Source organism: Flavobacterium sp. UBA2787, assembly GCA_002352205.1.
Lineage (GTDB): Bacteria > Bacteroidota > Bacteroidia > Flavobacteriales > Flavobacteriaceae > Flavobacterium.
The window spans coordinates 498,633-522,918 of sequence record DEHZ01000010.1 but is presented as its reverse complement, the minus strand read 5'-3'; the positions used below and the strand labels follow the sequence as shown (position 1 = coordinate 522,918).

The following is a 24,286-nucleotide window of genomic DNA, read 5'->3' as shown; positions in this document are numbered from 1 at the left end:
TTAATTAGACCGCAACCTCTCAAAGTCTCAAACCGTTAATCTAAACAACCAATGAAAAAAATAATCTACTTTTTCCTCCTCAACTCCCTCCTATCATATGCTCAAACACGTGGTTTTCGTTCAGTATATGATATGAACCCTGAAGAACCACGATTTAGTTTTGGCTTAACAAAACAGAGAACGGCGTCAATTAGTTTGGGAGACATTAACAACGATGGAAAAATGGATGCAGTGGTTGCCAATGGACGACATTGGCCGGAAACAAATTATATATTCTTCAATTCCGGCAGAGGTTTTAATTCTATGATTCCGTTAGATAATTTGAGTTCAACCAGCTATGCTGCCGAATTAGTAGATTTAGATAACGACGGTGATTTAGACATTTTAGAAATAAACGATAATGCACCGCATAAAATTTACCTAAACAATGGTTCAGGAATTTTTACATTTCATTCAGAAGTTGCAGAACTTTCTAATGCCCGAAATGTCGCTCTAGGAGATCTTGACAACAACGGTTTCATCGATTTTATCATTACCAACAGAGGTCAACAAAACATCATTTGCTACAACAATGGTAAACTGGATTTTGATTGCGTAAAATTACAAACAACAAAAAACTCCACTATCGATATTGCCATACACGATTTAAACGGTGATAACCTACCCGATTTGGTTTTGGCAAACAGAGACAATATTCCGAATGAAATTTTACTAAACAAAGGCAATCGTCAATTTGAAAAAAAGCTTGATTTTGGCACAGGAACTTTTGAAACACGTTCTGTCGCCATAGCAGATATGAACAATGACGGATATTTAGATATTGTGACCGGCAATCTCAAAGGAGCCAACATTATCTACTTTGGAACAAAAAATTTCACCTTCAATGAAACGCTACATTTTGGTAGTGAAGACACCGACACCTACAGCATTGCCCTCTCCGATTTTAATAAAGACGGTTTGATGGATATTGTGACAGGCAATTACCTAAAACCAAATACCGTTTTCATTAACGTAGATGGAAAATCGTTCGAGGAAATTAATCTAACCGATCACGCCGCCCGAACATATGACGTAACCGTTGGAGACATAAATTCCGATGGCTGGATGGACATTATTGTAGCCAATTCCGATGATTTTAATCTTTACTATCTAAATATTTTCCATAAAAAGTAGTTTGCCAAACCTTAGATAAAATTTTTTTATCAAGCCCATTTGCAACCCAACCAACACAATTGTCTATTCGCTCGGAAATTATACACTTAAAGACTACATCAAAGTTGGTTTACCTCTAAACATAATCATTTGAATCGTGGCTTTCTTTGTGATACCAGTTTTTTTCCGTTTTAAGAATGTTGGAATTTCTTATTTAAAATTCATACATTATCTTTTGTATATTTGAAATATAAAAAATGTAGATTTGATAAAGACAATAAAATTAATTCATTATGAGGAGACTTATACTTATTTCATTTTTTGTATTCTGGATAAATAATAGCTTTTCGCAAACAGTATATAGTAACTATTTAGACATGACTTCTGAATGGAGATATTATGCAGGTGGTTTTGGTTATTCAAGTTATTACACTATATATTTTGACGGTTATGAAACAATAAATGGTTATGTATACTATAAAAAATATAGAAAAACGCTATCTCATACATCTTTTTTTAGAAATACTACTACTCAATTAAGTCTTCATGGACCTTATTATATCAGGGAAGATGTATCGGGTAAATTCTACATATACGATCAGAATAATGATCAAGATGTTGAAGAATTCGATAATCAACAAATAATAAATGCACAAATTGGAGACATTTTTCCTGAATTTGGTGCGACTTGTGACGTAGAATCATTTGAAACAAACTATTTGGGTTCTGTGCCTTTAAAAAGAATTAAAAGTAATATTGATTGTGACAATTGTGGAGTCATTGAAGGCATAGGAAAAGTTGGTCCTACTTGCGAACAAGGGATTGAAGCAAATACATATCTAAAATGTTATTCAAAACAAGGAGTTGAAATCCAATTTGGAACCCCTATGGATTGTGATTCATTTCCTGTACCTGTAAGAGAATCGCTGAATGTTGATGATAATGAAACTGCAAAAGAGGATTTTATACTTTATCCAAACCCCACAAAAGACATTTTTACAATCATGTCAAACTCATTATCAGCAGAAAATAAATATGAAATCCATACTGTCATGGGAAGAAAAGTAAAAAGCGGCACTATAACTTCTGATGAACAAATTATAGATATTTCATCTCTTTCAAATGGAGTCTATTTAATTAAAATTATTGGAAATAATACCTCCAAAATTAGAAGATTGATAAAGAAATAAATTCATTAACTAACAAAACCTAAAATTTTGGTCATTTAGAATAGTTAGCTCAATTGTTTATGATAATAAAAAACTAACCTTTGTAATCTTGCTATTCATTACCGGTTTTGTTTAGGGACAAGCTTTACAAAATAGTGATTTTACCTTTGAAAATAATGACATTACAATTGAAAAGATAGTAGCAGGAATAGTGGGATTTTTTGTCTACTTTATCTCATCGGTAATTGGTAGAGATAAGAAAAACTGGAAATACATTATTATTTTTAATTTACTAACTGCTTGGACCGTTATAGGCTGGTTTATATCTTTTTTCTGAGCTTTGAATGCAGAAGGAAAAATAGTTCAAAATCAAATAAATTTGTAGAACAATGAAAATGATAATCTCACTTGTTCCTCACTCTATAAAAAAATAAAATTCACATAAATAAACAATTATGAAAAAAATAAATCTAAACACTTTTCTATTGATTATTTGCATTGTACTATTAATTGCTTGTGTATATGGAATTTATTCCCGCCCAACACTAGAACAAATAGATCAAAGAATTATGCATTGGGAACAACATTTCGGGGCTGTTTATTCTAATTAGAGCTACTATACCAAATCCTGACATTAAATGTTTAAAAAAGATTTCTGTGACTATCGCTTCAAACTAAAATGTGATTTAAAAGTCTTAGGTATTCCGTTTTCCGGATAATCAATCATAAACCAATAATCACTTGAAAAGACAGGTTGACCGTTGTAGGTACCATCCCATCCTGTTCCTAACGGACTAATTTGCTTAATCAACTTACCATAACGATCAAAAATATAAATAATGGAAGAACCATCTACTCCGGAAATATTCCATGTGTCGTTGTAACCATCACCGTTGGGAGTAAAAAATTTAGGGTAATTTATAATCGTTGCTGTTCCTGTCAGGTTTGTACACAAGCTATCATCTACTACTGTAATTGTATGAAAACCGGGAGCTACATTCGTAAAAACATTAGAGGTTTGAAAACCAAAATCATCCAATTGATAATAAAAAGGTCCTACTCCACCCACAACGGTTACAGTAATTGTTGGATTTTCACTAAACGCCTCTGATTGCTCAATGAGTAAACTTTCACCCAAAACCGATTCAATAACCATAGCAGTTTCTACTGGAGAAACACAACCTGAAATAAGATTAGTCGCAACAACAGCATATTCTCCTATTTGAAAAGCTTCATATGTGCTATCATTTGCATTTGGAATTAAAACATCTTCAAAATACCATTCAAAACTATAATCGGAAGTGGTGAAACCGGTATCTAACACATACGGTTGAGCAGAAGTATTTCCGGAAAGTAAACAAATGGCTCCATCTGATAAAGAAGGATTAGGAATTGCAAAAACGTCAACTTCAATTGCAATAGGACTTCCTGCACAGCCGTTGAAAAGAGGAGTAACTGTATAAATTGCTGTTCCATCACCATTATTTACCGAAAGTAATTGATTAATTTGATTACCGTTACCCGCTGTAGCTCCTGTAGTTCCGTTTTGAACAACTGTCCATGTAAATGTTGTTCCTGCTAAACTAGATGTTAGTGAAATTGCCGTTGTTTCTCCTGAACAATACGCTAAATCGCCACTAAAAGTAGCGGTTGGAGTTGGATTAATCGTAACTGTCACCACACTTGAAACAGATTGAAAACAAAATGGACTTTGTAGCAATTCTGCACTCACCAATTGAAATGTTGTAGCGGAAGTTATTGCCTCAGTTGTTACAGTTGCTGTTCCGCTAGCATTCAAATCTATTGTTTGATTTGCTCCGCTATTTTGGTTATAAGTTATTTGTGTATTAGGTGTTCCGGTAAAGGTAAGCACAGTTGTCTCACCTTCACATATAGCTGATGGGCTAGCCGAAATGGCAGCGGTTGGCAATAGAACAACCGTAAACGTGATGGATTGATTTAACGTTTGCGAACAACCGCTTGCTCCCGTTGTTCTCACTTCCGTAAGTGCTACAACTGTAGTTGTAGTGATATTGGAAATCGCAACAGCTCTCTCACCTGTGGCATTTAAAACAGCAAACTGAATTGGTCCGCTGTTAATGGAGTAAAAAACTGTTGCGTTTGGGGTTCCAATAAATTGTATTGTTCCATTATCACCGGAACAAAGAGTGACATTACCTGAAATGGAAGCTGTGGGTGGTTGATTAACTGTAATGCTTACTGATCCTGAAATAGTTTGATTACAACTGGCTGAAATAGGCGATGCAATACTAACTAAACTATATGTAGAATTTGCGTTTAAAACCGGTGTCGTAATACTTGCAGAGCCACTTGAATTTAAAGTAATAAATTGGTCTACTCCTCCATCAATTTTATAGGTGATTTCGGCATCGGGAGTCCCATTAAAAGAAACTACCGTGCTATTACCGGCACAAATTGGACTTGTACTTGAAATCGAAGCGGTGGGCAGTGGCACTATTGTTAATTCTACCGGAATTCTTGTAGCACTTAAACAGTTTGATGTTAAATCAAACGTTTCAGCATAATAAATTCCGGCTGCAGAAGGCGTATATGTGGAGGAGTTTGATTGTAGCAAATTACCTCCGGTGGGTGCATCATACCAATTGACGCCCGAAGTGGCATTTGCAGTAACAGAAAGTGCCGGAAAAGTATCGTTACCACAAATTTCTATATCACCATTACTTATTGGAATAGTTGGTGAATTTAAAAATGAAACCGTGTAAACATTTGAAATAGTTGAACAAAAACTATTATTCAAATTGGCAATATCTTGAGCTGCTTTTGTTCTAAAATAAGTTGTGGAAGTGATGTTTGAAGCCGTATAAGTAGCAGAATTCTCTCCCGGAATATCTGTCCAAGTTGTTCCATCGCTACTGGACTGCCATTGATAAAAATGAGGCGAAGCACCTGTTGTAGCAGCTTGAAAAGTTAAAGAAAAAGGAGCTTCGCTAGAACACGCTTGAAAGGTCTGCCCTGACATCGGCGGACTAGTAATGGTGGTTAATTCTCCACAAGCTCTAAATTCAATGTCGTCGATTGCTAAATCATTTCCGCAACCTCCTAATCCATTGTTTTTCATTTTTAGAACGACTGAGGTTTCACTTCCTGTGGTAAAAACAAGAGCATATTGCAACCAAAGGGGTGATGCTGTTCCCATGATATTACCAGTATTACCTGAGCCTAACAGAACTGTTTCTGTATCATTCCATATTTCAAACCTTACATTAATAGGAATTTCACTTGCACCACAAAAACCCGAACCCGGATTATAAACATTCATTACCCAAGCCGAAAACTCAAACGTAGTGTTCACACATAATCCAGTTACTACGCGTCTGTAAAAATCTCCTGTTGTGTTAGCACTTGCATTCACTATCAATGTCTTTCCATTCACTCCATTGGTAGCGTCAGGTGTATGGTCTAACGAATAATGCCAAGTGCTGTAAAGATTTGTTCTGTAATATAGGGTATAACTCCCATCGTTGGGGTTTCCTACTACAAAGTTATAATTTGTTGTTCCGGCTGGTAAAGCAGGACCGTAATTTGTTCCATTTCCAAAATTTTCAGTAAAAATAGGTTCGCCTTTACTTCCCGTACAAAAACCCAATTGAGCAAAAGTGATTGATGAGGATAATAGAAGAAAAAAGGCAGTTATTATTTTTAAATGATTCATTTTTGGTAATATTATGCTTTGCAATTAACATTGAAGTAGATTTTTTTAAATAAAAAACTAATCTTCAATACTTTTTCTGATAGAATTATAACAATTTCTAAATTATGATTTAATGTTTAATACGCTTTATTGATGTAAATCCAACCTGTTTTGGCTTCAATATCTTCAAAATTGATAACATAGTAGTAAGTTCCATCCGGTAATTCATTACCCTTATTACACTGTCCGAACCATTCATTGCTATAATTTGCTTTGTTGTACACAGCAATTCCATAGCGATTGAAAATCTGTAATTCATTAACATTATATGAAGAAAGGTCAAAACTGTCATTAAGTCCATCATTATTAGGTGAAATACCTTTCTGTATACCACATAAAGTACTTATGACATTCACCATCTCCTCATTACTACATCCATTTTGTGAAACAACCAATCTGTATGTTCCTCCAGAAGAAATGGTAACCGAATCATTTGTTCCAATCTGAATATCAGACGGATTAAACCATGTGTAAGAAATAGTTCCATTAGTTGATTCAGCCACAGCACTTAACGTGTAACTCGAACCCACACAACCTTGTGAAATAGTAAATTGGGGAGCAGAAGTAACGGTAATCGTGAGCTCTGCATTCAAGGCACATTCTCCATCGGCTGGTGTAAAGGTATAGGTTGTTGTGGCTAAAGTATTTAATGATGGCGACCAAGTTCCGTTTATTCCATTAGTTGAAACCGTGGGCAATTCATCAATAGTAGAACCAATACAAATCGGTTCTATCACTTCAAACGTAGGAATTACGGGCGATGTGACTTGAATTGTAAGTACTGCTGTAGTCGCACATTGCCCTGCATTTGGTGTGAATGTATACGTAGTAGTTGCGGTGTTGTTTAATGCAGGTGACCAAGAACCTACTATACCGTCTTGTGAGGTAGTTGGCAATGGATTCAAAGTTTCGCCTGAACAAATTGGACTTACCGCTTCAAAATCAGGTGTTGATAATTGTAAAACTTGAATAGTTAAAGATGCATTTGAAATACAACTACTAGTGTCGTTCGGTGTAAATGTATAAGTAGTAGTGGCTGTATTATTTAGAGCCGGTGACCAACTGCCTTCAATTCCGTTTAAGGAAGTGGTTGGTAAAGCTGATAATGTACCTCCAGTACAAACTGCATTAACTGCATTAAAAGTTGGTATTACTTGCGGATTAACTGTTATTGTAACACTTTTTTCATACAAACAAGTTACAGTTTCGGCAAGGGAAATATCATCCAAAGCAAAGTCATTTCCATTATTAGCAAATTCTAAATTAAAAATACATATGGATGCTGTTGTGGAGGAACCGGAGTTCCATGAAAACGAATGCAGTGTCCATAAGCAGGTAGTTGAAGGAGCGTCCAAAGCGGCACCTAACGAAACACCATTAATCTCAACAACCATCGAAGCCGGATTTTCCGGTGCCACAGAAGCGATGTAGTAAGAAAAAGTATAATCTGTATTGGGTTCAACATTAATTAAATCTTCATTACACCATACTCGAATAGTTCCCGTTGGGTCTGTAGAACCATCAAAAACCATTAAATTTCCATCTCCGGTTGTATGATCACCACACGAAGCAAACGGTGCAAACCAAGCATTTGGATTTTGAACTATATCATAAGACGATTGAACTCCAAACGGATTTGGATTGGCAACTTGAGTGTAATCGGTTGTAAATCCTACATTTCCCAATGTGAAATCACCATTAAAAACCAAATTTGTCGGAGATATTTCAACACCTGAAGTAACAGTGTAAGTTGTAGTAACTAACGGACTAACATTCTGCGTAGCAGCATTTGGATCAGTAATAGAACTATCCGGTGGACTTGCTGTCCATGTATAGGAATTGATACCAGCACTCACTGTTAATTCTGTAGTTTCACCTTCACAAATTGTAGCGGGTTCACTAATGATTAAATCGTTTGGAGCAGCTAAAACAATATTATTAACGCTGTATTCCTCACCACTGCTGTCAATTATTGAAATAGTATAGGTTCCTTGTGGTAAATTGGAAAATATTCCGGTGGTATTTGAAAGTGTAACAGGTCCTATTAAATTGAAATTCCCATAAGGTAAAGAACCTCCAACTACTGAAACTGTGATGGAAGCATCTGTTGAAGTTGGACAAGTTGGATTAATAAATGTAAATGATCCTTCTAAAGGCAAAGATCCTTCTTCTATAACAAAATCATCAACTGCAAAATCATTTCCTAAAGCTCCACCATTAAGTGTTCTCAACCTAACTAAAATAGTAGGGGCTGTAGCAATAAAAGAATAACTAACTTTTTTCCAACCCTCTTCAGGTAGTGGAGCCAGATTACTTAAATTTGGTGGACTTATATTGTTTACACCAACAAAAAATGCTCCAATATTTGCTCGGGTAGTATTGCTAGTCACTTCATTAGAAACTGATTTAATCCAGTAGCTAAAAACATAACTAGTTCCTACTGTAAATCCGCCAATAGCTCCACCTGTATTACCCGTAGTCCAAAAGAACCCTCCTCCCGTTGTTGCACCATCAAATACTAACATATTTCCTGTACCGGTTGTATGGTCACCTCCTGAAATGTAATTTGTATTCATTAATGTTGGATTAGTTGTTCTTGCATATTGACCTGGACTACTTGTCCCGTTAACAGGGTTAATCAAAGTGTATGCTGTTACCAAAAAACCAACTCCGCTTCCACCCGACTCAAAATCGCCATTGTTGAGTAGGTTTTGAGCAAACAAATTTGAACTTAGTAATGATGTAAAAATGTATATCATTAAAAATGCTTTACAATAAGAGGGTATTTGTGATTTCATAAATTCAGTTTTTGTTATTCATAAAAATAGTTGTTATTTTTTTTTGAATTAAAAATTATGAGCTATAAAAACTATACAATTCATAATTTTATAACGATATAGTGCTGTTACACTCAAAACAATCATTCTACAACACAAAACCAATGTAAAATATGCTGTTTCTTTCATTTTGATGTAGTAATGTATAGTAGAAAGATGCCTATTTACTAAACTTTTTTTTATTAAATTTGAAAAATAACCAATAAATAGTAAAAAATGAATCCAATTTTTAAGAATATCGTAGCAGTTGTAATCGGAATTGTTATAGGAAGTACTATCAACATGGCCTTGATTAGCATAAGCAGCTCAATCATTCCTCCTCCTGAGGGAGCAGATATTACCACTATTGAAGGACTAAAAGCATCAATTCATTTGTTTAAGCCTATAAATTTTATTTTTCCCTTTCTTGCTCATGCATTGGGTACACTTATCGGAGCTTTTCTTGCTGCTAAATTAGCCGCTTCGCATCATATGAAGTTTGCTTATGGCATTGGCTTTTTTTTCTTATTGGGCGGAATAGCGAATGTATTTATGCTCCCTGCTCCAATGTGGTTTAATGTACTGGATTTAGTATTGGCTTATCTTCCAATGGCTTATTTAGGAGGAAAGATGGCAACCAAAAAGTAAAAAGATTGTTAATTATCATTATTTTAAAATCAATTTAACAGATAAAACAATAAGGGCGAGTATCTTTGAAAAATGAATTCACTAGAAGAAATTTTATCCCAACAAAGTGATGTGAGAGTTATTGACACCTCCATCCCTTATACAGATTATGTTCCCTTAGATTTGTCTGTAAATTCTAATGAATTAAAAAATCACAAACCTCAAACAGCCGATGAGTATGAAGCATTCATCACAAATTATTTATCCAAAAATCAAGGTAAAGTAGCCTATGGTGGTTATATGGAAAAACGAAATTTATACCAAAGAAGTTCAATTTTTAATTCGTTAGATACTTCTTCTGAAAGAAATATTCACATTGGTTTAGATTTATGGATTAAAGCAGGAACATCAGTTTTAGCCGCTTTGGACGGTGTTATTCATAGTTTTCAAAACAATAACGCATTAGGCGATTATGGTCCAACCATCATTATCAAGCATACGTTAAAAAATTGTGAATTTTATACGCTTTATGGACATCTTTCGTTAGAAAGTTTAGCTTTGCTAAAAATTAATCAACCGTTAAAAAAAGGGGATAAAATAGCCACCTTAGGAAACGCAAACGTAAATGGAGATTATGCTGCTCATTTGCATTTCCAAATCATTAATAACATAGGAGAATATCAAGGTGATTATCCAGGTGTTTGCAGTGAAAAGGACTTGGATTTTTACAAAAACAATTGTCCGAACCCCAATTTATTATTAAAAATTTAAGATGAAAAAAATCGCCCTATTATGCTCTTTAGTCTTGCTAATTGGCTGTAAATCGGGTAATACTTCCTCTTCAACAGCCAAAGAAGAAAAAAAACCCGAGTTTGTAAAACTCAACATAAACGAAGTCAATTCTTTTAAGAAAAATCGTTCTTACGAATTAGGTAAACGAGTGTTAATGACATGTAATTCTTCTGCTTTTAAACCTTTCACTAAAGAAGAAGCGACAGAAGAAGTGTTGAAAAAAATCAACAAAGATAAAATCGCAATGACATGTCAAAACATTTTACGTGTTTTTGGTCAGTTTCAAGATATGAAATTAGTGGAAGCCATTCGTTATGATGAAGATAAATATACGGTTTTCAGATACAAATGTGAGTACGAAAAGAAATATAAAATTAAAGAATTAAGAGTCTCAATTAACGACGAAAACAAAATAACAGCCATAACCACAAAAGACTGGAATGATACATACAACCCATAATGTCCTACTAAAATTCTATGATTCTTTCAGCAAACTCGATGCCAAGTCGATGGCCGAATGCTACCATCCCGAAGCCACTTTCTCTGATCCGGCGTTTGGTAAACTCAATCATGACGAAGTGTGTGCGATGTGGAAGATGCTCATCGAGCGAAGCAAAGGAAACTTATCCATTGAATTTTTCGATTTAAAAAGTTCGAAGAAAAATGGTACAGCCAAATGGATTGCAACTTATAATTTCAGCAAAACCAATCGAAAAGTCGTTAACGAAATCTATGCAAAATTCAAATTTCAAGACGGTTTAATCATCAAACACACCGATTCGTTTAGTTTGTGGAAATGGAGCGGAATGGCATTAGGTTTAAAAGGTTATTTACTGGGTTGGACACCTTTTATGCGAAATACAATCAGAGAGCAAGCCAAAGATTCATTGAATAAATACTTAGCCAAGTAAACTATAAGTTCAGCTGATTCACATCCCAATTCAAAGAAGGATTATAATTTAATTTTCCATTGACAACTTCCAGTGGACAATCAAAATTGTTGGTATAAAGTCCTCCGGTACCCAAACCTTGCGGCATCGGATTTTGAAGTGTAAACGTCCATTGAGCAATCGCATTCAATCCAATATTACTTTCTAAGGCTGATGTAATCCACCAATCAATTTGAAGCGATTCAGCAACATCAATCCACTCTTTTGTACCTCGTAAACCACCCACCAAACTTGGCTTCAAAATGATGAATTGAGGCTTAATTTTTTCAAGCAATTGCCTTTTTTCTTCCAATAAAAACACGCCAATTAACTCTTCATCCAAAGCAATCGGCAAAGGGGTGATTTTACACAGCTCTGCCATCCTGTCAGTATGGCTTTTTGCAATTGGCTGTTCGATGCTATGCAATTTAAAACCAGATAATTGATTTAATTTATCTAAAGCTTCATTTGAATCAAAAGCACCGTTCGCATCGACTCTAATTTCAATTGTTTTTTCATCAAAATGTTGACGAATATAACGCAATAATCCTAACTCTTTTTCAAAATCGATGGCTCCGATTTTCAATTTTATACAACGAAAACCTTGTGCTAATTTCTCTTCAATTTGAGCTTTCATAAACGACTCCTCGCCCATCCAAACCAATCCATTAATTTCCATATTTTTTTGACCGGAAGTAAATTCAGAAGGAAATAATTCAAACGGATTTTCACTTTCTAAAGACAAAAAAGCCACTTCAATTCCAAATTGAATCGACGGAAATTCGATCAAATTTTCCCAAAGTTCATCCACACCCAAATGAATGTTTTGACAAACCCATTTCAATTTTTCTTCATAATCGGCTCGGTCATCAATGCTTAATGTTCGCAAAATGCCACACTCGCCTATTCCTTTTTTACCGTCTTTTTCCAAGATGATAAACCAAGTTTCTTTTTGGGTTAAAACGCCTCTCGAAGTACCGGAAGGTCTTTTGAAGTCTAAAATATATTTGTGGTAAGAAGCTTTCAAGAATTACAACTCAATAAAATCCCCAATTTTCAACAACATCAAGTCTTTTCCACTGTTAAAGAATTTTTTAATCGCTTCTTCGTGATTGATTTCGATATAACCGAATGTATCGTAGTGAACGCCTAACACTTTATCACATTCAACAAAGTCAGAAGCAGTAATGGCATCTTCTACATCCATTGTAAAATTGCTTCCAATAGGAAGAATCGCTAAATCCAACTTCGTGCGAAGCGGAATTAACTTCATATCCATCGTTAAAGCCGTATCACCGGAAATGTAAATGTTTTTGTGTTCGCCTTCAATCACAAATCCGCCCGGATTTCCGCCATACGTTCCATCAGGGAAAGAACTGGAATGAATAGCGTTGACATATTTTACTTTCCCAAACTCAAAATCCCAACTTCCGCCGTGATTCATCGGATGGTTCTGAAAGCCTTTATTTCCGTAATAAGTAGCAATTTCCCAATTAGAAACAATTACTGCATTGGTGCGTTTTGCAATGGCTTCCACATCCAAAATATGATCTTGATGAGCATGTGTCAACAATATAAAATCAGCTTTCAACGAATGAATATCAATATGAGAAGCTTTTGGATTTCCTGAAATAAATGGGTCCACTAGAATGTGATTTCCGTTAACTTCAATTCCTAAAGATGAATGACCGTAAAATGTAATTTTCATAGCAATAAAAATTTAATTATTATACAATTATATCAGAGATAAAATAAATCAAACACAGCGACAACAATAGCGAAACCATAAAAGTACTAATTGCCAAACGTTTCAATTCCGGATCTAAATCAGCTGGATTTACTGTTCTTTTCACACGAAGTAAATGACTAATAATCGGAAGAAAAACAATCAAATAAATGTATTGATCAATCGCAAAATGCTGTAAAATACCAAAAACCAACAATAAAAGCATCGCTGTAATCACTAAGAAATAATGATACTGTCTGGCTTTTGCTCCACCAATTTTTACTACAATTGTATTCTTTCCGGCTTTTTTATCTGAAAACTCATCTCGCATATTGTTCAAATTGAGCACACCAACGCTTAAAAATCCGATGGCAATGGCCGGTAATAACAAATACCAATCGATGACTTTAGAAAACATAAAATAAGAACCATAAGTACTTACTAATCCGAAGAAAAAGAATACAAAAATATCGCCATAACCTTGATAACCATAAGCATTTTTACCCACAGTATAGCGAATCGCCGAAGCAATGGCAACAATTCCCAACACTAAAAAGATAAGTGAATAATAGAAGTTTTCTAATCCGAATGCGACATAAATCAACAAAACTGCTGAAATAAAAGTCAAAGTTGCTGTGATGATGATTGCTCTTTTCATTGCGGCTGGAGAAATTACACCACTTTGTAAAGCTCGTTTCGGACCGATTCTGTCTTCATTATCGGTACCTTTTACTCCATCGCCATAATCATTTGCAAAATTGGATAAAACCTGCAAACCGATTGTTGTTAACATCAACAACCCAAAAATTGTCCAACTAAAAACTTGTGTAGGCGTAAGTACATTTTCGGTTGGTTTTGACAAAGCGTAAAAACTTCCAACCAAAATTCCGGATACTGACAGAGGTAAAGTTCTAACTCTTGCGGCTTCAATCCAATGCTTCATTTTTATAAAATTTTATTCTGCAAAGGTAAGGGAAATTTAGTGATTTACATCCAATTTCGATCGGCTCGTTCAACTTCGTAAAGCCAATAATTAATCCACGGTTTTAGCGAAGAGTAATTCGCAAATTTGAACTTTAAATCGCCCGCAGCCGTGTGAAACGTAAGATGTACAATATCCGAACGCTTGTGCCACAGAAATTGTTTTGTAGAAATCCCTTGAATTTTAAACGGTTCAATTAATTGATGTTCAACATCCCATGCATTGCTTTTTATCACAATAAAATCTTTGCTCAACAACAATCTATAATTTCTAAATTGAAAAAATACGATGATGCCAATCATTAAAATATACGCCAAAAGCAATGGAAAATAGTTTTGCAATGGTTCATACACAAACAATCCCAAACAGATGAAAATGACGCAAGGCACAATTATTCCCAAACTAATCGCTTTAATTAAGTAGCGGAAATTAGGTTTAAAAACCTGTTCTGTTTTAGGCAATTTGCTCAAAATCATTTTCAAGATTTCGTCCTTCTCCACTCTACTGCAACCCGGAACTTCAATCGCATTGCTTCTTTTTCCCTCCTCATCTACCACATCGGAGGACGAAGCTTGCTTTAATTTTAAATCAATTAAATTAAGCTTTCGCTGAAAAAAATTCTGGCTATACGTCGTAATTTGAACTTTCGACGGTTTGAGTAACGTATTCTTTTTAGCAAATAATCCGAAATTAATCGCCAATGCTTTTCGTTGAACCACCATTTGATAATCGAAGAACTTGACAACCGTTCGAACTAAATTAATTAAAAGCACCAAAACCAAAATCGCCATTAAAAAAAAGGAAATCGAAAAATAGCCCATACCTTGATCGACTAAACCGTTGACTTCGTCTTCATCTACTTCAAATGAGGTGACAACATCTTGAAAACCGCCGTATAACGTACCAATAAAACCAATCAATAAGGCTATGCTTCTTCCGTAATTGGAAGTAATTCCAACTTTCAAAAGCGTCAAAAAGCTGATTTTTAAAAACGGTTTATTGGGTTCGATGCTTTCTTCTTCGGATGAAATACCTTCAGTATTTTTTTCAAAAGAGAGCAATTTATTTTTCAAATGCAACGCCACTTGGTTGTCAACCGCACGAATGCTGGCTTCTTTTTTATCGCTTCCGGCCGTATCAATATCCACACTATATACGCCAACTAATTTTTGAATAACCGACTGATTAATATTTACTTGCTGAATTTTATCTAATTGAATCGTAATCTTATTTTTGGAAATCACGCCCTTCTGAATCACAAATTCCTCTTTGGATTCATCTAAGAAAAAAGTAAAATTGATGTATTTTAAATAAGCGATTACGCCAATGATCATCATCAAAACCACCAAACCAATGATAAAATAAAGTAATTTATCCCAATCAAAACGGTAGATGATCAACAAAAGTGGCACCCAAAGACTTCGAATAATGCCTTGCAACGTATCGGCAAACATAATCGTAATTCCTTTGACCGATTGTCTTTGTGGCTGACTAAAATCGAATGATGGCATGTTAGTTCTTAGTTTCGTTTTCTGTATCCGATTCAGGCAATTTAGCAGATTGATGTTCAAATTGAATATCTTCTGAAGAAGTTTCTTCCAATTTTGAAGTCAATTCAACCGATTCTTTCTCCAACACAGTAATTTTATTCAACAAAAACGATTTGATGCTCTCGGCTTCTTCTTTCGGCAAACCCGGAATATGTAAGTCGCTGCTGCTTCCGCCGGCGGTGTAGACTTGTAATTCACTTAACTGATACATTCTCGAAAAAACACCTTCGTATAAAGCAACGTGCTGAATTCGGTTAAACGGAATCACCGTTGTTGTGGTTGATAAAATTCCCTTACGAAATAAAATATCTTTCTCCCGAAGAGCATACCCCTTTTTTCTAAAACTAATCGTTGAAGTCCAAAACAGCAAAGCAATGATTGCAAGCAAAATTGCAACCCAAACGATAACATTATCGCTGAAGAAATCATTAAAAATTAATAGAAAAGTAAGTCCCGTCGCCAGAAAAACAGAAAATATAGCGTTGCTGATATACACAACATTCAAATAATTCTTGTTTAACGGTTTAAACGGAACCGATTCAAATTTTGGCAACGAATCAAATGAAACCGTTGAATTTGTAAATTCTTCCAAAGTAGATGTATTTTAAAGGATTATGGAATCCATTTTTTCTCAAAGTTAGGCTTTCTTTTTTCCAAAAAGGCATTTCTTCCTTCTTTTGCTTCTTCGGTCATATAGGCTAAACGAGTGGCTTCGCCGGCAAAAACTTGTTGACCCACCATTCCGTCATCCGTTAGATTCATTGCAAATTTCAGCATTTTAATAGATGTTGGTGATTTCGCTAAAATCTCCTGAGCCCATTCATAAGCTGTATCTTCTAATTCGTCATGCGGAATCACGGCATTTACCATTCCCATTTCAAATGCTTCTTGTGCCGAATAGTTTCTTCCTAAAAAGAAAATTTCTCGAGCTTTTTTCTGTCCGACCATCTTGGCCAAATAAGCAGAACCATAACCACCATCAAAACTCGTTACATCAGCATCGGTTTGTTTAAAAATCGCGTGTTCTTTACTGGCTAACGTCAAATCGCATACCACGTGCAAACTGTGACCGCCACCAACTGCCCATCCGGGAACAACGGCAATCACGGCTTTTGGCATAAAACGAATCAATCGTTGCACTTCCAAGATGTTTAAACGGTGCATGCCATCATCGCCCACATAACCTTGATGACCACGAGCACGTTGATCGCCACCACTACAAAACGAATAAACGCCGTCTTTTGGGGATGGTCCTTCTGCGGAAAGTAAAACTACGCCAATCGAGGTATCTTCCTGAGCATCATAAAATGCCTGATACAATTCGGCGGTCGTTTTCGGACGAAAAGCATTGCGGACTTCCGGTCGGTTAAAAGCGATTCGGGCAACGCCATTGCACTTTTTGTATGTTATATCTTCAAATTCTTTTGCGGTTTGCCATTTAATTTCTGCCATAGTAATGTGATTTAAGCGTAAAAATACTATTTTTAACTTTTGAAATAAAGAAAACTTAGAATGAAAAATTACACCTCTTGGTTAAATGGTTTATTGTAAGTAGTTTATATTTCATTTAAAACTATAAAAAGTTAGTACATTTGAAAAAAATAATTTCATCAAAAGTTCTAAACTCTTTACTTTACCAGTTGTAAATTGTTTGATAAAAAAATATAACCTTAATTTAATTTTATGAAAAAGATTTTTATTGTGATGCTTTCCGTTCTAACCTATTCATCCGTTTTGGGACAAACAGAAAACCCATCTGTTTTTGTTACCAATTTATCAGAAGAAGCATTAGAAAGCAAAACCATCGTTAAAAAAGAGGAACTATCGATTGAAAAAATAAACTACATGACCGAACAAAACGGCGTGGTTATTTTGGCCTATGAATCAATTTATCCGATGGAATATATCAGTACATTAGATAAAGAAACTTTATCAAATCTACTTAAATCGATTAATCAAGAAGGTTTTGAAAAATTAAATGGGCTAATGGGAGCAACTCCTGAAAATGCGGTTGAAAAAAACATTAAATTCAAAAATGCTTCAGAAACCATTCAAACGACTGCAAAAGTAAATGGTTTGGACTTTGAATCAACCACACTCCGAAGTCAAAATAATTTTTTACAAATTATTTTTATTGGTGATGTAAAATCAAAGGATGCACAAGATTTTATGGCTCAATTAGAAATTATTGTTATAGAATAATGGTTGTAATTTTGAATTATTCATATTATAACAATAAGTATTCTTTATATAAAGTTGCTATTGTTTAACACAAAAAATGTTGAATTTTTAAAAATGAAGACGAGAGTATTTTATTCTGCTGTACATCCATTGACGAAAATAATACTTATTGGTTTTCCACTTATTTTACTGATATCGGCCGTTTTAATCATTTTAGATGAAAATCTAAAAACCGCCGATATATTCGCATGTTCCATCATGTTTGCAGCCGCACTATTTTTACTGTGGATTATAGCCGACACTAAATATGTCATCATAAACGAAACAATTCTGCACTACAACTCCGGACCAATTCGCGGTAAAATTGACATTCAAAGCATTCGAAAAATTGAATACCAACATGGATGGGTTTCCAAAAGTCTTTTAAAAGCATCCTTGGATAAAAACGGATTATATATTTACTACAACAAGTTTGACGACCTTTATGTTTCACCAAAAGACAAAGAAGCTTTTGTTAATTACCTGTTGAAAATTAATCCTAAAATTGATATAATTTAAATAATTTTAAGTTTAAAAAGTTTAGTTTTGTTTTTCCAACAAACTGAATACCCTATTTACGAATGTCTAAATTATCAATTGCTGTTGCAATCTCCATTATACTGTTCATTTTTTCCTGTCAGAAAAAAGAGGAAGCCCCGCTTTTAGCACAACATGTAGTGGAAGAAATTATACCTGTCGATTCTTCTTTAATTACCATTCCTTTTTCGTTAGAATTAAACCCTGTTTCAGAAGCTTATGCCTTTGAAAAAGAAAGACAGGTTTCAGAATTCTACAGCAAAAAAATAGGCTTATCCGATTTCAGCGGAGGTTTATTAGTCGCCAAAAACGGAAAAATTATCTTCGAAGACTATAAAGGCTATGCCAATTTTGCCAACAAAACAGCGGTTTCTGAAACTACAGCTTTGCATTTGGCTTCGGTGAGTAAAGTAATGACTGCCACACTAGTTTTAAAATTAGTGCAAGAAAACAAAATCGATTTAAACGAGAAAGTTCAAACCTACCTACCCGACTTTCCCTATCAAAATACAACCGTAAAAACGCTGTTGAATCACCGAAGCGGATTGCCACACTATTCTCGCTTCAGCGAAAGCGTAAAAGGCTGGAACTCGAGAAAAACCCTTACTAATGCTGATGTATTAGATTATTTAAAACGCTACAAATTTGCCTTGTTAGCCAAAAACGACACCAAATTCAATTACTGCAATACCAATTATGCCATGCTGGCACTCATTATCGAGAAAGTGACTGAAAAGAGTTATGCCGAAGCCATGCAAGAGCAAATCTTCACACCGTTAGGGATGAACGATACGTTTGTAATTGATTTTGAAAAGCAAAAAAAGGATGTTAGTCAATCCTACAAATCCAATTATGTCAATCACGGTTGGGATCAGTTTGATGCGATTTATGGTGATAAAAACGTCTATTCTACCCCTCGCGATTTAGTGAAGTTCGATTTAGCAACCTATTCTACAGAATTTCTCCGTAAAGATTTATGGGAAGAAGCCCTAAAAGGCTACAGCTACGAAAAACGTGGTGTAAAAAACTACGGTTTAGGCATTCGCCTCCGCGAGTGGGAAACCGGTCAAACCCTCCATTATCACAACGGTTGGTGGCATGGAAACACCTCATCGTATACTACTTTAAAAAAGGATACCATCGTAATTATTGCCTTGTCTAACAAATACACTCAAAAAACATATCAAGCGATGAAGCTTTCGGCTTTGTTTGGAGATTACCCTTTTGAGTTGAATGATAAGGAGTAGTTTTCGGTTGCAGGTTGCAGGTTTCAGGTTTCAAGTTTCAGGTTTCAGGTTTCAAGTTTCAGGTTTCAGTCGCAGATTTCACCCAATGTTGTCATTCTGTAGGAATATCCTCATAGTTTTCATCCAGTTTTGTCATTCCGTAGGACACGAGCGATAGCGAACTGGCGGAGCAATCTCCTCGTAGTTTTCACACAATCATGTTATTGCGAAACAATCTCACAAACAGTTTTTACCCAATTTTGTCATTGCGAAGCAGTCTAATTCCGTGCTTTTCGTGTTTTCTGTGAGAAAAAAGTCTTCACAAAATTTTTTAATTCTCTCGCAAAGACGCAAAGATTAAACTTTTAAACTTTTAAACTTTTAAACTTTTAAACATTTAAACATTTAAACCTAAAAACTATACTCCTCAAACCCAATCCCCAAATGCCTCAGTAAAAAAATCATACAAATAACATTCAGCAACAACCCAAACCAATGCAGAATATTAATTTCATACGTGTTTTTGATGATTTCCACACAATTCAGCAATGGCATAGCAAACACCAATAAAGTCGTTGGAATCCAGATGATATCAAACGTAACTCCGAACATGGTAATTGCAAAAAAACGCTTGACTATTCCCAAAAACAAAAGGATAAAAGCGAAGATGCTTAGCGAAAGGTATAGTTTGGGTTTTGTAATCATGTTTGGATGTTGGATTGTTGGATTGTTGGATTGTTGGATTGTTGGATTTTTGGATTGTTTGATGAGCACTCTATGTTTGTGAAATTTTACAAACAGCAACACAATGCCTTACTTCTCTACAAATTTGTTTTTTGCTATTTGCCCATCCTTCATAATTACCCAAAAGTTTACATCGGGTTGAGCGATTAAATCAATGTTTTCTATCGGATTTCCATCTACTAAAAGTAGGTCGGCCAACGCTCCTGGTTTAACAATTCCGATTTCACCCGTATAAGGACTTCGTTTACCGGATAGTGCCAATAATTGTGCATTATCGTAAGTAGCCATTTTTAAAATTTCATACGGTGTAAACCATTTTTTCAGTTTCAACAAATAATTATTCCGTTCATCATTCAACCAAGGTTCAAAAAGAAAATCTGTTCCCCAAGCGAGGTTGAGTTTCATTTTTTTAGCCATTGGCCACAACGCTTGCTGTCCTTCTATCACTGGCTTTCGTTTTTCTCGTCGCAACGGATCCATATCCGGAGTATCTTCCACAAGGTATTGGGTACTGAGCCACACTTTATTTTTCTTGATTAATCGCAACGTTTCTTTGTCTAAAAGTTGTCCGTGCTCAATACACTTTACACCTGCTTTTATGGCTCGTTGAATGGCTCTGGGCGTGTAGGCATGCACCGTAACATACGTTCCCCAGTCTTCTGCACTCTCTACCGCAGCCCTCATTTCATCAAAGGTATATTGTGTCACATCTACCGGATCATAAGCCGAAGAAGTACCACCACCTGCCATTAATTTAATTTGGCTGGCTCCAAATCGTAAATTCTCACGAACAGCAGTCAAAACTTCATCTCGTCCATCGGCTATAAAGGTAGCTCCAAGATTTTCTGCTCTTGAAATTGGACCAAAAAATCGTCGGGAACGTTCTTCCGGAGTTCGTAAATCGCCGTGTCCTGCGGTCTGACTAATCATAGCTCCTGAAGGCCAAATTCGTGGTCCTTTGCTTTTTCCTTCATCAATAGCTTTTTTAAGGTCAAAAACGGGTCCGCCTGCATCTCGTACAGAAGTAAAGCCTTGCATCAACATTTTTTCAGATTGTATAAATACTTTTCCAAATAAAGCTTCAGGTTTTGCATCGGGAGCCATCATATCTCCCATGGACAACGCTCCAAACACCATGTGTACATGCACATCAATTAATCCCGGCATAAGGGTTTTTCCTGTTCCGTCAATTACCAAGGTGTTGGGTGTTTCCTCCAGTGGCAGTGCCGAAATTACCTCAATTTTATTTCCTTTAACAAGTACATGCCGTTGCAGTAATAATGTACTATTTTTACCGTCAAAAATAGAAACATTCTTAAAAAGTATTGCCTCATGCGGTGCTTGAGCACAAATGGTATCCGTTGCAATAAGCAATAAAGAAACTGCAACAATTGCCTTCAACAAAAATTGATGTAATGCGTTAATTTGCTTCATAGTAGTGATTATTTTAAGATTTTAAAACCAACATTTTTAATAGTAAAAAAAGAGCTAGAGCCTTTCTTCCAACAAAATTGAATTAAAAACATTACCGTTTAAGTGTCCAAAAATCAAAACCCAATCCGATTCCAATGTATGGTTTTCGATTGTAATTCCAATCGTTGGTGTTTTTAGTCAATCCGATATCCCATCCATAAAAGCCTAATACCTTGAAGCCTCTAATGTTTAATCCAACACCAGGCGTAATAAATAAAATGAGACCTTCTTCTTCATTTGTATAATTTGCTCCGGAAAGTTGTGTGCTGCCTTCGTCTAATTTTACTCGACCCAACCCAAAACCCAAACCTGCGGAAATGCCATAAGTTCTTGTCTTGATGTCTAATCGTCTGTTTTTATAATATTCCCAATCATAATTTAAACTAAAAGAAGTTCCAATTTTCAACTCACTGGTTACTTGACTGTTTAAGCGATTTTTAATGGCGGGTCTAATGGTAAAAGGTATGGTAATGGCACTCCATTTTGTGTGCAAATGCGTTAAAAGCAATTCTTCATGAACGGGTAACGAAATATAAACCATTTGATTGAGTGGTGCATCTGACTCTTCAATAAAGGGAACAGGACTTAAATAAATTTTTCCCGGTGATTCGGCAGTATATTTGATTCCGGCTATTTTCCAATTCGATAAAACCGTCACGGTGCTATCACGAGGTGTAGAAATCAAAGTATCGTTTTCAAGCGTGCGTTGAATGGTAATTCCGGCTATTTCCTCTGTAATTGTCCAACCTGCCTTTAACTTCACTTTTTTTGTCCCGATGGGAACAATCACTTTGTCCTGATGTGGCCATTGATGATGCAACGTGTACACATTCACTATTTTTCGCTGCTGTTTCTGCTGACCGTAACACAGCACAACAGAGGACAAAAAAAAGATTGTAAAAAGTAAAAGAAACCTAACCGATTTCGGTTGGATTAATCCAAAAAACCAACCTAATTGAAACGTCATAAAGTGGAACTCTTAGTTGAATGAAAAAGCGTTTCGTACTGGTTAGGTGAGCTGCAACGCCAGACTCAAAGGTCTATTTTCAAAATTAATTAAAATTTAATTAATCTCATAACTTTTTTTTTATTAGTCTAGCAACAGGTAGAGTGTGCTTTTTGAGTAGTGTTTTTTTCTCGCAAAGTCGCAAAGACGCCAAGCAGTAAACCTTTTAAACCCTTAAACCCTTAAACTTTTAAACCTTAACCAAATAAATCCCATCCTCCCTAATCTCAATCAACTTCTGTCTATATAAAGCACCAATCGCCTTTTTAAACGTCTTCTTACTCATTTTCAACACCGTTTTAATATCCTCCGGATGGCTATCATCGGTAAGTCTAAGAAAACCGCGACTCGCTTTCAGTTCATCAAGAACAATTTGAGCATTCTCCTCAATACTTTCAAAACCTACTTTATGTAAAGAAACATCTATTTTACCATCGGGGCGAACGAGCTTCACGTACCCTTTTGTTTTGTCGCCCGGACGAATTTTATCATCATACACCTCATTCTTATACACTAAACCGCGAAACCTGCCATTAATAATCACATTAATACCAATATCGGTAATGTGCGAAATAATCAAATGCACTTCCTCACCGCTTTCCAACCCCGAAGGCTCTTTGTCTAAAAACTGATTAATCTTGCTGGAACCTACCAAACGATTCGTTCGCTCATCCAAAAACAAATGCACCAAATAGCGTTTGCCTTGCTCCATTGGGCGTGCTTGCTCTTTAAACGGAACAAACAAATCCTTCTCCAAACCCCAATCCAAAAAAGCACCAAACTGGTTGGTGTAGTTCACCCGCAAAAAGGCATAATCACCCAACGTGATATACGGTTTTAGCGTAGTAGCAACAGGACGTTCCTCATGATCTAAATACACAAAAACAGTAAGCTCCTGCCCTATTTCATAGTCGTTAGGAACATATTTAACAGGAAGCAACACATCGTCTTTTCCATCGGTTAAAAACAGACCCACTTGGGTACTTCGGTCAATTTTAAGGGTATGATGAACGCCAATCGTAAGCATAAGGATGATTTTGGGCAAAGGTAGGGAAAATGTGGCGATGTGGCAATTGGTTGATGGGGGGATGTGGTGATGTGCGAATATGGAAATGATAGATTTATTATTAATTGATTTTTTAGGATGACTTCTTGTTACAATAATTAATAATTTCCATTTCAAATAATTTGTCATTATGTCTCTAAAATATCAACAGCTTGCATATTTGTAACAAAAAATGATTAAATAAGTTTTATAATTAATTAGTCAATTATAAAATAAATTTAAATAAAAAATGGAAATAGACTACAACGCAATTAAAAGCAAAGTTGAAAGAGAAAGATGCACCGAACATAATCAAAATGCAAAATTTACAAAGACAAGAGATGGTTATTGTATAAAAACTTGCTGTGAGAAGTTTGAAAAAAAGATTGCAAAGAAAGCAGAAACATTTCTGGAGAAAGAAATAGAAAATTTATTAAATAAGATGCTCCGTTAGAAAACAGATAATTCTTTATTTAACCCAGCTTTTTTTGCATCTTCTTTGATAGCACGAAGAGCTGCGATGGTCTCGTTCGCTACAAGGTTCTCACGCATAAACATT

The 24,286-nt window shown here is 35.4% G+C and carries 23 protein-coding genes; 11 read left to right on the top strand and 12 right to left on the bottom strand.

The window, feature by feature from the left end; genetic code table 11:
* Positions 1 to 51 precede the first annotated feature (51 nt).
* The 3 genes from B4N66_RS08995 (at position 52) to B4N66_RS16380 (ending at position 2,658) form a co-directional block, all read left to right on the top strand.
* Entirely contained in the window at positions 52 to 1,173 is a 1,122-nt protein-coding gene (locus B4N66_RS08995) for an FG-GAP repeat domain-containing protein (protein WP_291094093.1), read from the top strand.
* Between the two features lie 356 nt (positions 1,174 to 1,529).
* Entirely contained in the window at positions 1,530 to 2,342 is an 813-nt protein-coding gene (locus tag B4N66_RS08990; RefSeq protein WP_291094091.1) for a T9SS type A sorting domain-containing protein, read from the top strand.
* Between the two features lie 190 nt (positions 2,343 to 2,532).
* Complete coding sequence (locus tag B4N66_RS16380) at positions 2,533 to 2,658, top strand: superinfection immunity protein (RefSeq protein ID WP_366518009.1); 126 nt, start codon at positions 2,533 to 2,535, stop codon at positions 2,656 to 2,658.
* 324 nt (positions 2,659 to 2,982) lie between these two features.
* Here B4N66_RS16380 and B4N66_RS08985 read toward each other — a convergent pair whose 3' ends face one another.
* Positions 2,983 to 6,015 (bottom strand): T9SS type B sorting domain-containing protein, encoded by a 3,033-nt coding sequence (locus B4N66_RS08985; RefSeq protein ID WP_291094089.1) that lies wholly within the window; start codon positions 6,013 to 6,015, stop codon positions 2,983 to 2,985.
* 116 nt (positions 6,016 to 6,131) lie between these two features.
* A complete protein-coding gene (locus tag B4N66_RS08980) occupies positions 6,132 to 8,852 on the bottom strand; it encodes a gliding motility-associated C-terminal domain-containing protein (RefSeq protein WP_291094087.1) in 2,721 nt (906 codons plus the stop codon).
* 255 nt (positions 8,853 to 9,107) lie between these two features.
* Between B4N66_RS08980 and B4N66_RS08975 the strand changes: the two genes are divergently transcribed.
* From B4N66_RS08975 to B4N66_RS08960, 4 genes are all read left to right on the top strand, one after another.
* The gene (locus B4N66_RS08975; protein WP_291094085.1) at positions 9,108 to 9,518 is read left to right on the top strand and encodes a hypothetical protein; all 411 of its coding nucleotides are present in this window, start codon (positions 9,108 to 9,110) and stop codon (positions 9,516 to 9,518) included.
* A 72-nt stretch (positions 9,519 to 9,590) separates the two neighbouring features.
* The gene (locus B4N66_RS08970; RefSeq protein WP_291094083.1) at positions 9,591 to 10,268 is read left to right on the top strand and encodes a peptidoglycan DD-metalloendopeptidase family protein; all 678 of its coding nucleotides are present in this window, start codon (positions 9,591 to 9,593) and stop codon (positions 10,266 to 10,268) included.
* Between the two features lies 1 nt (position 10,269).
* Positions 10,270 to 10,749 carry a hypothetical protein gene (locus B4N66_RS08965; protein WP_291094082.1) on the top strand — a complete coding sequence of 160 codons (480 nt, stop codon included), beginning with the start codon at positions 10,270 to 10,272 and terminating at the stop codon, positions 10,747 to 10,749.
* The gene (locus B4N66_RS08960; protein WP_291094080.1) at positions 10,730 to 11,200 is read left to right on the top strand and encodes a nuclear transport factor 2 family protein; all 471 of its coding nucleotides are present in this window, start codon (positions 10,730 to 10,732) and stop codon (positions 11,198 to 11,200) included. Before B4N66_RS08965 ends, B4N66_RS08960 begins: the two co-directional genes overlap by 20 nt.
* Position 11,201: 1 nt before the next feature.
* Here B4N66_RS08960 and B4N66_RS08955 read toward each other — a convergent pair whose 3' ends face one another.
* The 6 genes from B4N66_RS08955 to B4N66_RS08930 are packed head-to-tail and all read right to left on the bottom strand — an operon-like array spanning position 11,202 to position 16,928.
* Positions 11,202 to 12,245, bottom strand: a complete 1,044-nt coding sequence (locus tag B4N66_RS08955; RefSeq protein WP_291094079.1) for an o-succinylbenzoate synthase — start codon at positions 12,243 to 12,245, stop codon at positions 11,202 to 11,204.
* 3 nt (positions 12,246 to 12,248) lie between these two features.
* Positions 12,249 to 12,926: a metal-dependent hydrolase gene (locus B4N66_RS08950; protein WP_291094078.1), complete on the bottom strand. Its 678-nt coding sequence runs from the start codon at positions 12,924 to 12,926 to the stop codon at positions 12,249 to 12,251.
* Between the two features lie 19 nt (positions 12,927 to 12,945).
* Positions 12,946 to 13,887, bottom strand: a complete 942-nt coding sequence (menA, locus tag B4N66_RS08945) for a 1,4-dihydroxy-2-naphthoate octaprenyltransferase (protein WP_291094077.1) — start codon at positions 13,885 to 13,887, stop codon at positions 12,946 to 12,948.
* 44 nt (positions 13,888 to 13,931) lie between these two features.
* The gene (locus B4N66_RS08940; RefSeq protein WP_291094076.1) at positions 13,932 to 15,437 is read right to left on the bottom strand and encodes a PH domain-containing protein; all 1,506 of its coding nucleotides are present in this window, start codon (positions 15,435 to 15,437) and stop codon (positions 13,932 to 13,934) included.
* Between the two features lies 1 nt (position 15,438).
* Complete coding sequence (locus B4N66_RS08935) at positions 15,439 to 16,068, bottom strand: PH domain-containing protein (protein ID WP_291094074.1); 630 nt, start codon at positions 16,066 to 16,068, stop codon at positions 15,439 to 15,441.
* A gap of 20 nt (positions 16,069 to 16,088) precedes the next feature.
* Positions 16,089 to 16,928, bottom strand: a complete 840-nt coding sequence (locus B4N66_RS08930) for a 1,4-dihydroxy-2-naphthoyl-CoA synthase (protein WP_291094073.1) — start codon at positions 16,926 to 16,928, stop codon at positions 16,089 to 16,091.
* Positions 16,929 to 17,159: 231 nt separating this feature from the next.
* Here B4N66_RS08930 and B4N66_RS08925 point away from each other — a divergent pair, with 231 nt between their 5' ends.
* The 3 genes from B4N66_RS08925 to B4N66_RS08915 all read left to right on the top strand — a co-directional run bounded on the left by B4N66_RS08925 (position 17,160) and on the right by B4N66_RS08915 (position 19,480).
* Positions 17,160 to 17,678: a hypothetical protein gene (locus tag B4N66_RS08925; protein ID WP_291094072.1), complete on the top strand. Its 519-nt coding sequence runs from the start codon at positions 17,160 to 17,162 to the stop codon at positions 17,676 to 17,678.
* A 93-nt stretch (positions 17,679 to 17,771) separates the two neighbouring features.
* Positions 17,772 to 18,215: a PH domain-containing protein gene (locus B4N66_RS08920; protein WP_291094070.1), complete on the top strand. Its 444-nt coding sequence runs from the start codon at positions 17,772 to 17,774 to the stop codon at positions 18,213 to 18,215.
* 62 nt (positions 18,216 to 18,277) lie between these two features.
* Complete coding sequence (locus B4N66_RS08915) at positions 18,278 to 19,480, top strand: serine hydrolase domain-containing protein (RefSeq protein WP_291094068.1); 1,203 nt, start codon at positions 18,278 to 18,280, stop codon at positions 19,478 to 19,480.
* A gap of 390 nt (positions 19,481 to 19,870) precedes the next feature.
* Here B4N66_RS08915 and B4N66_RS08910 read toward each other — a convergent pair whose 3' ends face one another.
* The 4 genes from B4N66_RS08910 to B4N66_RS08895 all read right to left on the bottom strand — a co-directional run bounded on the left by B4N66_RS08910 (position 19,871) and on the right by B4N66_RS08895 (position 23,709).
* Positions 19,871 to 20,233: a hypothetical protein gene (locus B4N66_RS08910; RefSeq protein ID WP_291094066.1), complete on the bottom strand. Its 363-nt coding sequence runs from the start codon at positions 20,231 to 20,233 to the stop codon at positions 19,871 to 19,873.
* Between the two features lie 39 nt (positions 20,234 to 20,272).
* Positions 20,273 to 21,637: a metal-dependent hydrolase family protein gene (locus tag B4N66_RS08905; protein ID WP_291094064.1), complete on the bottom strand. Its 1,365-nt coding sequence runs from the start codon at positions 21,635 to 21,637 to the stop codon at positions 20,273 to 20,275.
* 91 nt (positions 21,638 to 21,728) lie between these two features.
* The gene (locus B4N66_RS08900; protein ID WP_291094063.1) at positions 21,729 to 22,643 is read right to left on the bottom strand and encodes a hypothetical protein; all 915 of its coding nucleotides are present in this window, start codon (positions 22,641 to 22,643) and stop codon (positions 21,729 to 21,731) included.
* A gap of 229 nt (positions 22,644 to 22,872) precedes the next feature.
* Complete coding sequence (locus B4N66_RS08895; RefSeq protein WP_291094440.1) at positions 22,873 to 23,709, bottom strand: CvfB family protein; 837 nt, start codon at positions 23,707 to 23,709, stop codon at positions 22,873 to 22,875.
* Positions 23,710 to 23,977: 268 nt separating this feature from the next.
* On the opposite strand from B4N66_RS08895, the gene B4N66_RS08890 reads away from it, so the two are divergent.
* Positions 23,978 to 24,181, top strand: coding sequence for a hypothetical protein (locus B4N66_RS08890; protein ID WP_291094062.1), 204 nt, complete (start codon positions 23,978 to 23,980; stop codon positions 24,179 to 24,181).
* Positions 24,182 to 24,286 lie beyond the last annotated feature (105 nt).